We start from the raw sequence: 13,503 nt of genomic DNA on the forward strand, positions 1-13,503 counted from the left end.
AAGCAGGGCGGCGCGGCAACGCGCCGCCGTCCCCTGCTGAGGACGGGCGGCGCTAAGCTGGCGGACGGACACGCCCGACACGCGACGCAAAGCGATGCCGCGGCTGTCGATCCCGGCCGGAACGGCTATACCCCTCGCAAAGCCGCAGGCCTGCGCCGCGGCTCGTCCGAGGCTCCAATCCGTCCCGAATGCCGCATCTCACCAGCTCTCATACCGCCCGGCAACTGCGCAGGGCTCTTCGCGTGGCCTGCGGCGCCGTGCTGCTGCTCTTGCTCGCCTGCGTGCTCCTCGCCGTGGCGATGCGCTACCTCTTCGGCGCCGCCTTGTTCGGCTCGGACGAGGCGGCGCTGTGGCTGTTCCTGCTCCTGATCGCGCTCGGCGCGCCGCTGGCAAGCGAAGGCGCCCTGGCGCTGCGCTTCGATCTCGGCGTTTCCATGTTGCCGCGCCGCGGGCAGGTCATGGCGGGCGTCGTGGCGGATGCCTTCATCCTCGGCTCGGCCCTCGTGCTGATCCTCGGCGGTGCGCAGGCGACAGGCGCGATCGGCGGCATCTCGCCCGCGCTCGGCCTGCCCGAATGGCTGCGGCCGGCGCTGTTTGCGGTGAGCGGCGCGCTTGCCGTCCTGGTTCTTGGCCTCGCGCGTAAAGCGGAGGGGCGGTTTCCGGCGGTTCTCGGCTCCGCGGCACTGGCGGGCGGCACCGTCTTGGCGATGAACCTCGTCGGCCCCGCAGAACTCTCGCCCAGCCTTCTTGCCGCACTGGTCGCATTGGCGGGCCTGTTCGTCGGCGCGCCGCTGCCGCATGCGCTGCTGGCCGGCGCCGGTATCGCCGATCTCTCCGGCGGCACATTGCCGCCACCGGCGCTGGTCGCGTCCGCTATCGCTGGCATGTCGAAATTCCTGCTCCTCGCGGTGCCCTTCTTCCTCCTTGCCGGTGGGCTGCTGGCGACCTCGGGCGCGGCGGCGGCACTGGTGCGCTGCGCGGCCTCCCTCGTCGGCCACGTTCGCGGCGGCATCGCCCAGACGACGCTGCTGACCGGCACGCTGTTCTCCGGCGCCTCCGGCTCCTCCATCGCCAACGCCGCCTTCGGGGCGCGCACCTTCGCACCGCAGCTCGTCGCGCGCGGCTACACACCGGCGGAGGCTGGCGCGATCATCGCCGCCACCTCGACCCTCGACAACGTCATCCCGCCATCGATCGCCTTCCTGCTGCTGGCCGGCGCCGCCAATCTCTCCGTCGGCCGCCTGCTGACCGGCGGCTTCGTCGCCGGGGCGGTGATGGCGATCGCGCTGGCCTTCGCGATCCGCTGGCGCGCCCGGGCGAGCGACCGTCAGCCAAGGGCGGACGCTGCCGAGCGCCGCGCCGCACTGCTTGGGGCGCTGCCGGCCTTTGGGCTCGGTGTCGTCGTGGTGGCCGGCATCCGGATCGGCCTCGTGACGACGACGGAGGCCGCGGCTCTCGCCGCTGCCTATACGGTGCTGCTGGCGCTCTGGACGCGCATCGACGGCCGCTCGCTGGCCGGCGCGTTCATGGATGCGGCCGCCGAATCCGCGGCGATCGGCTTCCTGATCGGCGCCTCGACACCGCTCGCCTTTCTGCTCGCAGTGGACGATGCGGCCGGCGCGCTCGGCGCGCTGGTGGAGGGGGGCGGCACCGGGGCCTGGCAGGTGCTGCTGGCGGCCAACCTCATTCTGCTCGTCGCCGGCCTGTTCCTCGATATCGGCGTCGCGATCCTGCTGCTCGGGCCGATCCTCGTCCCCATCGTGGCCGCACATGGCGTCGATCCGATCGACTTCGGCGTCATCCTCGTGGTCAACCTGATGATCCATGGCCTGACACCGCCGGTCGGGATTCTCGTCTATGTCGTGTCGGCGGCGACGAAGGTCCGGCCCAGCGCGCTGTTCCGCGCCGTACTTCCGTATCTCGGAGCGCTGCTCGGCGCGCTCCTTCTCCTCTGCATCGGTGCGCTGCTGCGGGCGCGCTGATCAGGCCGCCGCGGCGGCTTCGATCCGCGCCATGCCGCCGACGGTCTCGGCGAAGGCCGGCCACACGCTGCGGCCGATCCGCTCCCATGCGGCGCGGTCGTCCGGCTCGATGAAGCTGCCGCCGTTGTCCTCAACGAGCTGCGTCGCCGCGACCTCGTCTTTCATAACCAGCTCGTCGAAATGCCGGGCACCCGTCACGGCCGCGCGTTCGAAGACGTCGCGCTGCTCCGCGTCGAGGCCGTCCCAGAAGCTGGCGGAAAAGGCGACGACGCCGCCGGCCCAGATGTGGCGTGTCCTCGTGGTCACCGGCACCACCTCGTAGAGGCGGAACCCGGCCGAGGCCGAGATCGTCAGGTCCATCATGTCGACAACGCCGTTCTGCAGTGCGTTGTAGGTCTCCGGGATCGGGATCGCCGTCGGATAGGCGCCGAAGGCCTGCCACAGCGCGCCGTGCAGCGGGCTCTGGATGACACGGATACGTCGGCCTTTCACCGTCTCCGGCGTCACTAGAGCCTCCTTGGCGAGGAGATTGCGGGCGCCGTAGTTGACGAAGGCCGGCGTGCGGAAGCCCTGCACCGTCAGCTCCTCAGTCAGCATCCGGCCCGTCTCGCCATTGACGGTGCGGGCGAAATGCGCGCGGTCGCGGAACAGGAAGGGCAGGTCGAGGAGCTGTGTGCCCGGCGCCCAGGCCGAGAGCGCCGACAGGGTCAGGAGGCTTGCCTGGATTGAGCCGAGCCGAAGCCCCTCCGCCACCTCCCGCTCGGCGCCGAGCGCGGCATTCGGCACGACGTTGAAGGAGAAGGCGCCCGGTAGCTCCGCTTCGACAAGTTCGGCAATGCGGGTCCAGACCAGCGTCTCCGGCTTGTCGCGGCCGAGCAGCGAGGCGACGGTGATGCGGGTCGCCGCCCGCGCCGGGCGCAGGATGGCGGGCGCAGCAAGAAGGGCGGCGGTGCCGCTCAGGAGGGTGCGGCGGGTGATCGTCATCATCGGGGCTCCCGTCCCATGTCCTCGTCCGCGGCATCCAAAGCCATCTGCCAGAAGGCGGCTTCGAGGTCGCAGGCCTGTGCGAAGATCCGTTCGAGCTGGCGGAGGCGCGCGGGCAGCAGCGGCCCGTCGGCGAGACGATCGAGATCGGCACGAGCCTCGGCGGCCACGTGTTGGTAGGCCTCGCCTGCATATTCCTCGACCCAGACGCTCTGCGCGTGGCCGGGCCGGCTCCGCACCTTCGTCGCAATCCGAACCCCGATCTCGGCATAGCCGATGACGCAAGGGGCGAGCGCCGTGCGCAGGTCGAGGAGGTCGCCGGCCATGCCGCAGTCGAGGACGAAGCGCGTATAGGCGACCGTCGCCGTGTGTTCAGGCGCGCGTTCCAGATCTTCGGGCGAGATGCCCCAGCCGGCGCAAATCCGCACATGCAGGTCCGTCTCGTCCAGGATCGCCGACATCGCGACCTTGGAGGCGCGCATCTCGGCCAGGCTCCGGCTCTTGTAGACGGCAAGCGCCTGCGCCCGCGCGAACTGGATCAGGAAGAGGTAGTCCTGCACGAGATAGAAGCGGAAGGCCGCCGCCGGCAGCTCGCCCGCGGCAAGACGGCGGACATAGTCGTGATCGACATAGGCCTCCCAGCTGGGCAGGGCGGTGGCTTTCAGATGCTCGAAGAGCCCGCTCATCGATCAGCCTCCCACCACGGGTAGAAGTGGTGAACGGGACCGCGGCCCGAGCCGACCTGCAGCGCATCCGCCGCCGCGAGCGCGGCATGGAGGTAGCGCTTCGCCGCCCCGACGGCGTCTTCAAGCGCGAGACCCTTGGCAAGGCCGGCGGCGATCGCGGCCGAGAGCGTGCAGCCGGTGCCGTGGTCATGCGTTGTTGCGAGGCGCGGCGCCTCGAAACGATGGACGCCTCGGCCATCGAAGAGGAGGTCGGTGCTGGTCTCGCCCGAGCCATGGCCGCCCTTCATCAGCACGGCCTTGGCGCCGAGCGCGAGGATGCGCTCGGCCTGCCGCGCCATCGCTGTTTCGTCCGCCGCGATCGCGTCGTCGGCCAGGATCGCGGCCTCCGGCAGGTTAGGCGTGACGAGGTCGGCGAGCGGCAGCAATTCGCTGCGTAACGCGTCCACTGCCTCCGGCCGCAGCAGCCGGTCGCCGGACGTCGCCACCATCACCGGGTCGAGCACGGCGCGCCGGCCATGCCGCGCGAGTGCCGCGGCGATGGCGAGGGCGGTCTCGGCGCGCGACACCATGCCGATCTTGATCGCGCCGACGGCAAGATCGGAAAGGACCGCATCGATCTGCGCCGTCACCATTGCAGGCGACAGGTCCTCCACCATCGTGACACCGTGCGTGTTCTGCGCGGTGACCGCCGTCAGGGCGCTGGCGCCGTAGACACCGAGGGCCGAGAAGGTCTTCAGGTCGGCCTGGATGCCGGCGCCGCCGCCGCTGTCCGAGCCCGCGATGGTCAACGCGATCGGCGTCATGGCCGGCGCTCCGCGAGGGCGGCATCAACCGCTGCGCGCAAGCTGAAGGCCGCGGCCTGAGGATCGGGAGAGCCGAAGATCGCAGAGATCACCGCGATTCCGTCCGCCCCGGCGGCGATCGCGGCCGGCGTGCGGGTCAGATCGATGCCGGCGATGGCGCCGACCGGCAGCGCCGGGGCCCGGCTGCGCATGAGCTGGCGCAAGGACCTCAGGCCGTCGAGGCCGACGGGCGCGTCCGGATTGTGCTTCGACAGCGTCTCGAAGACGCCGCCGATACAGGCATAGTCGACCGGCGCCGTTCCCGCGACAGCGGCATCCGCCTCGTTCTTCACGGTGAGGCCGATGATCGCGTCGGGCCCCAGGATGGCGCGGGCCAGTCCCGCCTCCATGTCCTCTCGCCCGAGATGAACGCCGGCTGCGCTGCTGGCGAGTGCAACGTCTAGCCGGTCGTTGATGAGGAGCGGCACGCCGGTCCCTTCCAGCCCCACGCGGATGGCCGTCGCACAGTCGATCATGGCGCGGGTCGAGCCGGTCTTGTCGCGATACTGGATCAGCGTCGCGCCGCCTTGCGCCGCCGCGCGGGCGAGGGCAGGCAGTCGCTCGCGGCCGAGCGCCGCATCGACAAGGGCATAGAGGCGGATATCAACCATGGGTCAGCTTCAGGCGCTGGTGGATGTCGGAAGCGTCGATCGCCGCAAGGGCGTCGAGCAGCTCCATGGCGAAAGAGCCGGGACCGCGACTGCGCTCGGCCGCCATCTCGGCAGCGACACCGATGAGCGCCATCGCGCCGGCACCGGCAAGGAGCGGGTCGTCCTCGACCGTGGCCGCGGCTGCGATCAGCGCGCCGGCAAGGCAGCCCGTCGCCGTCACTGCGGCGAGCCACGGGTGGCCGTTCCGGATGAGCGCCGTCCGTTCGCCGTCCGTGATGCGGTCGGTCTCGCCGGTCTCGACAACGGCAGTTGCCTTCGAAGCCGCCGGCTGGAGATCGGCCATCTCGGCGGCATTCGCCTTCACCGCGAAGGGCCGGTTTGCGATGAGGCTGAGAGCAAAGTCGTGCCGGATCGGCGAGGCGTAGCTCTTCACCGGATCGAGCACGAAGGGCCGGCCGGCCTGCGTCCCGGCTTCGACGGCAATGTCGATCGCGCGGCGCATCTCCGGCGTCGACGTGCCGAGATTGACGAGCAGTGCGTCGGCGCGGCGGGCAAAATGCGCCACCTCATCGGCACTCGACGTCATGGAGGGGATGATACCAAGGGCCGACAGCCCATCCGCGACCAGCTTCTGCGCCACCGTGTTGAGGAGGCAGTGGACGCGCGGTGCGCGGTTGCGCAGGCGCTGCGGCAGCGAGGCGATGCGGTCGATGTCGAGGCTCACGGCTTCAGCTCCACCGCGATGTCGGCGAGATCCGGCACATCCTTGATCAGGCCGGCCTCCTGCATGAAGGCGGCAAAGCGCTGATAGCGGCCAGCGTCCAGCGCCGCGGGGCGCTTGGCGAAACGCGGCAGCGTGTCGGTGAAGGCCTGCCGGTTCAGCGCGTCGTCTAGATCGGGATAGGCCTTTTTGAACAGCGCCCAGCCCTCGTCCGGATGATTGGTGATGAAGAGCGCGGCTTCCTCCACCGCGGCGAGGAAGCGCGGCAGGCGCGGATCGTCCTTCAGCGCGCCGCGGGTGACGAAGATCAACTCGTCATAGGGCGGCACGCCGTTCTCCTCGGGAAAGAAGGCGCGGCCTTCGTGCCCTTCCAGACGCATCTGCGTCAGCTCGAAGTTGCGGTAGCCGCCGATCGTCGCATCGACGCTGCCGGCGATCAGCGAGGGTGAGAGCGAGAAGTTGACGTTGACGAGCGTCACGTCGGAGAGCGTCAGCCCGGCGCTCTTCAGGAAACGCGAGAGCAGGGCGTCCTCGAAGCCGGAAACCGAAAAGCCGATGCGCTTGCCTTTAAGGTCGGCCAGCGTCTTGATCGGTCCGTCCTTCAGGACGGTCAGCGTGTTCAGCGGCGTCTCGACCAGCGTGCCGAAGCGCATCAGCGGCAGCCCGCCCGCATGGTCGAGATAAAGGCTCGGCTGGTAGTGCAGCCCGATATCCGCCTGCCCCGCGGCGACGAGGCGCGGCGCCGCGGATGGGTCGGAGGGCGGGATCAGCTCGACGTCGAGGCCATGCGCGGCGAAGAGGCCCTTTTCCTTCGCTATGACCAGCGGGGCATGATCCGGGTTCACGAACCATTCGAGCATGACGGTCAGCCGGTCGGCTGCGACGGCGGGGGCCAGACCTGACAGGACGAGGGCGGCGGCGAGGAGGAGGGATCGAAGCACGGACGAGCCTTTAGTCGATGAGGGGATCAGGCGGTTTCGGGCGCCCAGGGCGCTAGGCGGCGGCACAGCGCATCGGCGAGGAAGCGCAGAAAGAGGGTGGCTGCGGCGAGGATGGCGATCGCGGCGAAGACCGTGTCGGTCTGCATGCGGGCATTCGCCTGCAGCATGACGAAGCCGAGCCCGCCGGAGGCGCCGACCCATTCGCCGATCACCGCGCCAAGCGGCGCGAAGGGTGCGGCGACGCGGATGCCGGTGCCGAGCGAGGGGAGGGCGAGCGGCACGCGCACATGCCGGAGCGCCTGCCAATGCGAGGCCTCGGTCATCGCGGTCGCGTCGATAAGATCGGGATCGATGCGGCGCAGGCCATCGGCGAACGCCGAGGCGACGGGAAAGAAGATGATCAGCCCTGCCATCGCCACCTTGGAGGTGAGGCCGAAGCCGAACCAGAGCACCAGGAGCGGCGCCAGCGCGAAGACGGGCATTGCCTGCAGCACCAGCAGCAGCGGCCAGACGAGGCGCCCGAGGCGCGGCAGCGCCACGACGAGGAGACCGGAGAGGATGCCGGCGGCAATGCCGAAGACGAGACCGGCGAGGACCTCGATCCCGGTGACGGCACTCTCGCTGAGGAACATCGGCCACCGCGCCACAAGCGTCTCCGCGACCCGCAGCGGGCTCGGCAGCATGAAAGGGGGTGGCCGGAGAATGAGGACGGCGGCCTGCCAGGCCGCGATCACGACGAGGAAGGCGGTGCCGGTGCCGCCGAGGAGCCGCAGCGAGCCGGCGAGGCGCGGGCGCAGCGTGGCGCCTGCCTGTCTCCTGCCTGCCTGCACGTCCGTCAACGCCATCACCCGCCGCCACGAAGACGATCCGGAGATGACAGCTGCACAGGAGAGAGGTCGGGCGGTTCAGCCCAGTTCCGTTCCTACGCCGGCATGACCCGGATCAGGTTCAAGGGTGCTGGCTCGACGCCATCTCAGCACGGAAACGTGCGCCCCTCGGAATGGCTTGAAGCTGTGGGCGTGTTTGCCGCCGATGTCAATCACACCGCCAAGCCTCGCCTCACCGCGGCGCGCCCGTATCTGCCGGCGCCGAGGTGGGCTCCGGAGGGTGCCGCTGCTGAGGGGCTGCTGTCGGCGACGGCGCTACTCGCTGAGACTGTCCTTCAGGCCGCCCCAGCGGCGGACGGAGCCGGTCTCGATGCCGAACAGGTCCAGCGCCCGGGCGACGCTGTGCGCGACCACGTCTTCCAGCGTCTGCGGCTTGGCGTAGAAGGCCGGCACCGGCGGCATGATGATCGCACCCATCTGCGTCAGCAAGGTCATGGTCTGGAGATGGCCGAAATGCAGCGGCGTCTCGCGCACCATCAGGACGAGGCGTCGGCGCTCCTTCAGGACGACGTCGGCGGCACGGCTCATCAGCGACGAGGTGACGCCCGTGGCGATCTCCGACATGGTGCGGATCGAGCAGGGTGCGATCAGCATCCCCATCGTCTGGAACGAGCCGCTGGCGATGGTGGCGCCGATATCCGCGGCCGGATGAATGTGGTCGGCGCGGCCTTCGAGGTCGCCCTTCTGCAGGCCGACCTCCTGGGCGAGCGTCAGCAGCGCCGAGCGCGAGACCACCAGATGGGTCTCGCAGCCTGCTTTACGCGCCATGTCGAGGGCGGTGAGGCCATAGGCGGCCCCGGACGCGCCGGTAATGCCGATGACGAGGCGCCGCGGCTGGGTCATGCGCCGGGGAACCAGTCGGCGAGCTTGACCTCGTTCACCATGCGCAGACGCTTGCGCTCGAATTCCGGCTCGCGCCCCCAGGGCTTGGTCGCGTCGACAAGGAGGCGTCCCCAGTGGTCCTTGGCCTCGTCGCGGTAGAAGGACGGCGTCTCCGGTATGATCATCATGTCCTTGTCGGGCCGGCAGCGCGTCAGGATCGCCCACTGCACGTCGTCCATGTCGTAGATGTCGACATCGGTGTCGACCACGGTGATCTGCTTGGCCCAGATCGGCTCGGCCCCGATGGTGGCAAGCATCACCTGGCGCGCGTGGCCCTCGAACTGTGGCTCGATCTGCACGATGGCGTGGTTGACGAAGGGCTGGCAGGTGACGTTGCGGATGCCGGGCAGCGCCGCGCTGAGGCGCTGGTAGATATTGGCCGAGACCGAGAGCTCCAGCGTCAGCACCTCTTCCGGCGAGCCGCAGAGGATGGAGTGGAACATCGCGTCCTTGCGCACGGTAACACCGAGCACCTCGAAGACTGCGTTCGGCCCGACCGGCACATAGTAGCCCATGAACTCGCCGAATGGTCCCTCGGGGCGACGCTCGTTCGGCAGGAATCGGCCCTCGATCACCACTTCCGTCTCGGCGGGCACTTCGAGGTCGATATGGTTGCAGCGGCGCATCGGAATCGGCCGACCGCGCAGCCGGGCGGCGACCTCCAGCTCGTCGACATCGTAAGGCAGCGGCGCCGCGGCGGTGAGGAAGGCATGCGCCGGCGGGCCGATCAGCATGGCCGCTTCCAGCGGCTGGCCCATCTTCTCGGCCTTCTCGTGGTAGATCGTCAGGTGGTGGCGCGGTGCCAGGCGGCAGCGGAGCTCGTTGTCGCTGATGAACATCGAGCGGTGGTAGGAGAGATTGCCGACGCCGGTCTCGGGATCCTTGGCGATGAACATCGCCGAGGTGAAGTAGGGCGCCCCGTCGCGGTCGGAGTAGGTGATCAGCGGCAGGTCGGAAAGCTTGACCTCCTCGTACTCCGGCGTCTCCTCCGCCGGCACCAGCGGCGTCTTCATCTCGGAGGCGCCGAGCGAGGACAGCTTGCTCCACTGCCGGCAGAAGTCGCCGGCGTCGATGCCGATCACCTCCGCGAGCCGCTCGCGCGTGCTGTAGACATTGGTGACGACGGGAAACCGCGTGCCCTTGACGTTGGTGAACATCACCGGCTTGGCCCACTGCTTCTGGGCAAGGTGGGTGACGGCGGCGAGCTCGTGGGCGGGGTCGATCTCGCGATCCACCACCAGAAGGTCACCGCGCTCCTTGAGCGTGCGGACGAAGTCTCTCATGGGCGTCTTTCCTGCCGGGCTCAGCGGCTCTTGCCGGTCGTCATGGTGACGACGCGGTTGGTGCGGGCTTCATGGCTGGAACGCAGCCTGTAGCGGTCGCCGGGATAGATGAAGCGGCTGCGGGTGACGGGCACGCCGTCGCGCCAAGTCGAGCGATCGAGCAGGAGGCAGGGCTGGTTGCCGTCAATCTGCAGGTGCTGGCGCGTTTCCTCGTCGGCCCGGATCGCCCGGATCGTGTTGTCGACGGTCGTCACCGTGGTCTCGCGCAGGAGCCAGCTGTGCGGCGCGGTCTTGGAGAAGTCCTGCTCGATCCAGCCGGGCGCCTCGGCGGCGTTGATGTAGCGGTCCTCCAGCTGGATCGGCGTGCCGTCCTCCAGATGCAGCAGCCGCGAATGGAAGACGGTCTCCTCCGGCGGCAGCTGCAGCATGTTCCGGCCGGGGCTGTCCTTACCGAGGATCGCGTGCTGCAGCACCCGGCAGCTATGGGCGCCGCCGGACAGGGCGATCTCCTCGGAGATGTCGGGAAGGCTGAACACCGCACACTGCATGCGTGGGCCGATCACGAAGGTGCCGCGGCCTTGCACCCGCAGGAGCACGCCGTCGGCCTGGAGCTCGCGCAGGGCGCGCCGCACAGTCAGCGGCGAGGCGCCGAACTCGTCGGCGAGTGCCTCCTCGGACGGGACCTGGAAGTTGGCAGGCCACTCCTCGGTTTCGATTCGCCGGTCGATGGAGCTTTTGATCTGCTCGTAGAGAGGTAGCTCCGGCCGCACCGCATACTCCTAATGATATCATAATCGAGGCGACATTCGCCTTATCTGGCCGCGGGAATCAAGGGGTACTTTTATCTTGCCCCGAGGCATGGCGCCGATTTGCGCGTTATATGCGCTTAAATCAGGCAAATAGCTCTATTTCCGATCAAGCAGCAGATTCAGCTGCGAGTCCGATATTTCTATCATTGACAACAAATAGGAATATCACTTTCATCCTCTCAACAGCCGCACGAGGGCCGAAGCGTCAGGCTCGGTCCGCAGCGCCGGAGCAAGCCGGGGCATACGAGGTGCGGTCCTATGGGAGACGACATGCCAGCCGAGAGCCTGCCAAAACTGTCCATGTATATCGACGGCCAGTGGGTCGCCCCCGCCTCCGGGGAGTACATCGAGACGGTCAATCCCTTCACCGCGGAACCCTGGGCGCTGGTGCCGCGCGGCAATGCGGAAGACGCCGACCGCGCCGTGCGTGCCGCCCACAAGGCGTTCGTCGAGGGTCCCTGGGGGCGCATGCACCCCACCCAGCGCGGCCGCATCATCCAGCGCTTCGCCACCCTCATCGAGGCGCATGCTGACGAACTCGCCGAGGTCGAGGTGCGCGACAATGGCCGGCTCCTGGAGGAGATGCGCCACCAGATCCGCTACGTGCCGCACTGGTATCATTACTATGCCGGCTATGCCGACAAGATCGAAGGCTCCGTTCATCCCTGCGATAAGCCGGCCTTGAGCTTCTCGCGGCACGAGCCGCTCGGCGTCTGTGTCGGCATCGTGCCCTGGAACGCCCCGCTGCTTCTGTTCTCGCTGAAGGCCGCGCCGGCGCTGGCCGCCGGCAACACGCTGGTGATGAAGCCGGCCGAGCACACGTCGGCGACCGCCCTGAAGCTGATGGAGCTCGTCGAAGAGGCGGGCTTCCCGACCGGCGTCATCAACGTCGTCACCGGCTACGGCCCCGAGGTCGGCGAGCCGCTGGTCACCCATCCGCTGACCCGCCATCTCGGATTCACCGGCTCCACCAAGACCGGCGCCTATCTCTATTCCCTGGCGGCCAAGGACGTGAAGCGGGCGAGCCTGGAGCTCGGCGGCAAGTCGCCCAACATCGTCTTCGGCGACGCCAATCTCGACAACGCCGTGCGCGGCGCCGTCGGCGGCATCTTCGGTGCGGTCGGCCAGACCTGCATCGCCGGCTCGCGCCTGCTGCTGCACCGCTCCATCCACGACGAATTCCTGGAGAAGCTCTCGGCCTTCACCAAGACCGCCCGGATCGGCGATCCGCGCAAGGTGGAGACGCAGATCGGTCCGATCGCCAACAAGATGCAGTACGAGCGTGTGCTCGGGTATATCGACATCGCCCGTCAGGAGGGTGCCGAGCTGATCCTCGGTGGCAAGCGCCCGGACATCGAGGAGTGCAGCGCCGGCTTCTTCATCGAGCCGACCATCTTCGCCGGCGTCAACAACGACATGCGCATCGCCCGCGAGGAGGTGTTCGGCCCGGTGCTCTCGGCCATTCCCTTCGACGAGCCCGAGGAGGCGATCGCGATTGCCAACGACAGCGAGTTCGGCCTCGCGGCCGGCGTCTGGACGGCCGACATGCGGCTGGCCCTGAAGATGTCTGAGCGCCTCGAAGCCGGCAGCATCTGGGTCAACACCTACCGCGACATCTCCTATACGACGCCTTTCGGCGGCTACAAGAAGAGCGGCATCGGCCGCGAGAACGGCGTCGCGGGCATCTACGAATACCTCCAGACCAAGGCTGTCTGGCTGTCTACAGCCGACGAAATCCCGAACCCGTTCGTCATCGGGTGAGCCCGCAGCCTCAGCGATACCAACGCCGCCAACGGCGATCATAGCGCAGCGCATTCGAAACGCTCACTGCAAGCGTAACAGGCGAACTGTATCAACAATGGAGAAGTCGTCATGAAGAAGACTGGTGAAAAGCGGCGCAGCGTCGGCACTGCGCCGTTCGGCCTGGCCATTCTGGGAATGCTGTTGACCTCCACCGCTGTCTATGCGCAGTCCGCGGCCGATCTGCTGCCCGAGAAGTACAAGAGTGCCGGCGTCATCAACCTGGTGACGGACGCCAAATATCCGCCGTTCCAGTATATGGACGACTCCGGAAAGATGGTCGGCTTCGAGGTCGATCTGTGGGATGCGCTCGCCGAGCGATTGAAGGTCAAGATCAACGTGACCTCGGTCGCCTTCGACTCGATGATCCCCGGTGTGCAGTCCGGTCGCTGGGACGTCGCGATGGAAGGCATCACCGACAATGCCGAGCGTCAGGCGGTCGTCAGCTTCGTCGACTACGGCTACACGACCTCCTCGGCCTATGTGCTCGAATCCAAGGGCGCCGACATCAGCGATCATCTGTCGCTGTGCGGCCTGAAGGGCGCGGCGCAGAGCGGCACCGAATGGGTCGGGATGATCACGGGCGAAATGGCGGCGGCCTGCAAGGAAGCGGGAAAGCCCGCGCCGACGGTCGCTGAGTTCGGAACCTCGGACGCGACGCTTCTCTCGGTGTACTCCGGACGCACGGATTTCGTGCTGACATCCGCAGCCTCCGCCCAGGAAATCCAGAAGGCCGCGCCCAAGCCGGTCAAGGTCGTGGCCATGCCGATCCTGGCCCGTATGCCGAGCGGAATCGCCTTCCGCAAATCCGAGGAAGACCTGGGCAAGGCGCTTCTCGCCGCACTCAAGGACGTTCGCGCTGACGGCACCTACGACAAGATCTATTCCAAGTGGAACATCGATGCCATGAAGATGGACCACGAACCGGGCATCAACCTCGAGACTGTGCCAACCAAGTAAACGGCCAGGGGCGGGCGGCCAAGCCTGCCCGCCCCTGGGTCTCCGCAGAGTAGATCGAGCGTCATGTCGGCAGTAACGCAAAGCACCCGAGATCCGTCCAGCGATCGCTCGTCGC

13 protein-coding genes and 1 riboswitch are annotated in these 13,503 nt (G+C 68.1%); of the genes, 3 read left to right on the forward strand and 10 right to left on the reverse strand.

Annotated features, from left to right (window positions below; all coding sequences use genetic code 11):
* Positions 1-188 precede the first annotated feature (188 nt).
* Positions 189-1,982 carry a TRAP transporter large permease gene (locus tag C0R46_RS10870; RefSeq protein ID WP_102959624.1) on the forward strand — a complete coding sequence of 598 codons (1,794 nt, stop codon included), beginning with the start codon at positions 189-191 and terminating at the stop codon, positions 1,980-1,982.
* Here C0R46_RS10870 and C0R46_RS10875 read toward each other — a convergent pair whose 3' ends face one another.
* The 10 genes from C0R46_RS10875 to C0R46_RS10920 form a co-directional block, all read right to left on the reverse strand.
* Positions 1,983-2,969: a TRAP transporter substrate-binding protein gene (locus tag C0R46_RS10875; protein WP_102959625.1), complete on the reverse strand. Its 987-nt coding sequence runs from the start codon at positions 2,967-2,969 to the stop codon at positions 1,983-1,985.
* Positions 2,966-3,652 carry a thiaminase II gene (tenA, locus tag C0R46_RS10880; RefSeq protein ID WP_102959626.1) on the reverse strand — a complete coding sequence of 229 codons (687 nt, stop codon included), beginning with the start codon at positions 3,650-3,652 and terminating at the stop codon, positions 2,966-2,968. The genes C0R46_RS10875 and tenA overlap by 4 nt, the downstream gene beginning before the upstream one ends.
* The gene (gene thiD, locus C0R46_RS10885) at positions 3,649-4,455 is read right to left on the reverse strand and encodes a bifunctional hydroxymethylpyrimidine kinase/phosphomethylpyrimidine kinase (RefSeq protein WP_102959627.1); all 807 of its coding nucleotides are present in this window, start codon (positions 4,453-4,455) and stop codon (positions 3,649-3,651) included. Before thiD ends, tenA begins: the two co-directional genes overlap by 4 nt.
* A complete protein-coding gene (thiE, locus tag C0R46_RS10890) occupies positions 4,452-5,105 on the reverse strand; it encodes a thiamine phosphate synthase (protein ID WP_102959628.1) in 654 nt (217 codons plus the stop codon). The genes thiD and thiE overlap by 4 nt, the downstream gene beginning before the upstream one ends.
* Complete coding sequence (locus tag C0R46_RS10895; protein ID WP_102959629.1) at positions 5,098-5,829, reverse strand: hydroxyethylthiazole kinase; 732 nt, start codon at positions 5,827-5,829, stop codon at positions 5,098-5,100. The genes thiE and C0R46_RS10895 overlap by 8 nt, the downstream gene beginning before the upstream one ends.
* The gene (locus C0R46_RS10900) at positions 5,826-6,767 is read right to left on the reverse strand and encodes an ABC transporter substrate-binding protein (protein ID WP_425349876.1); all 942 of its coding nucleotides are present in this window, start codon (positions 6,765-6,767) and stop codon (positions 5,826-5,828) included. Before C0R46_RS10900 ends, C0R46_RS10895 begins: the two co-directional genes overlap by 4 nt.
* 26 nt (positions 6,768-6,793) lie before the next feature.
* The gene (locus C0R46_RS10905) at positions 6,794-7,612 is read right to left on the reverse strand and encodes an ABC transporter permease (RefSeq protein ID WP_102959630.1); all 819 of its coding nucleotides are present in this window, start codon (positions 7,610-7,612) and stop codon (positions 6,794-6,796) included.
* Between the two features lie 57 nt (positions 7,613-7,669).
* A riboswitch (TPP riboswitch) is annotated at positions 7,670-7,773 on the reverse strand.
* Between the two features lie 136 nt (positions 7,774-7,909).
* Positions 7,910-8,497: a UbiX family flavin prenyltransferase gene (locus C0R46_RS10910; protein WP_102959631.1), complete on the reverse strand. Its 588-nt coding sequence runs from the start codon at positions 8,495-8,497 to the stop codon at positions 7,910-7,912.
* A complete protein-coding gene (locus C0R46_RS10915; protein WP_102959632.1) occupies positions 8,494-9,819 on the reverse strand; it encodes a UbiD family decarboxylase in 1,326 nt (441 codons plus the stop codon). The genes C0R46_RS10910 and C0R46_RS10915 overlap by 4 nt, the downstream gene beginning before the upstream one ends.
* Positions 9,820-9,839: 20 nt before the next feature.
* The gene (locus C0R46_RS10920) at positions 9,840-10,589 is read right to left on the reverse strand and encodes a histidine utilization transcriptional repressor HutC (RefSeq protein ID WP_102959633.1); all 750 of its coding nucleotides are present in this window, start codon (positions 10,587-10,589) and stop codon (positions 9,840-9,842) included.
* A gap of 309 nt (positions 10,590-10,898) precedes the next feature.
* On the opposite strand from C0R46_RS10920, the gene C0R46_RS10925 reads away from it, so the two are divergent.
* A complete protein-coding gene (locus tag C0R46_RS10925) occupies positions 10,899-12,389 on the forward strand; it encodes an aldehyde dehydrogenase (RefSeq protein ID WP_102959786.1) in 1,491 nt (496 codons plus the stop codon).
* A 111-nt stretch (positions 12,390-12,500) separates the two neighbouring features.
* Complete coding sequence (locus tag C0R46_RS10930) at positions 12,501-13,388, forward strand: ABC transporter substrate-binding protein (RefSeq protein WP_102959634.1); 888 nt, start codon at positions 12,501-12,503, stop codon at positions 13,386-13,388.
* The last annotated feature ends 115 nt before the right edge of the window (positions 13,389-13,503 follow it).

Source organism: Mangrovicella endophytica (genome assembly GCF_002893625.1).
Lineage (GTDB): Bacteria > Pseudomonadota > Alphaproteobacteria > Rhizobiales > Rhizobiaceae > Mangrovicella > Mangrovicella endophytica.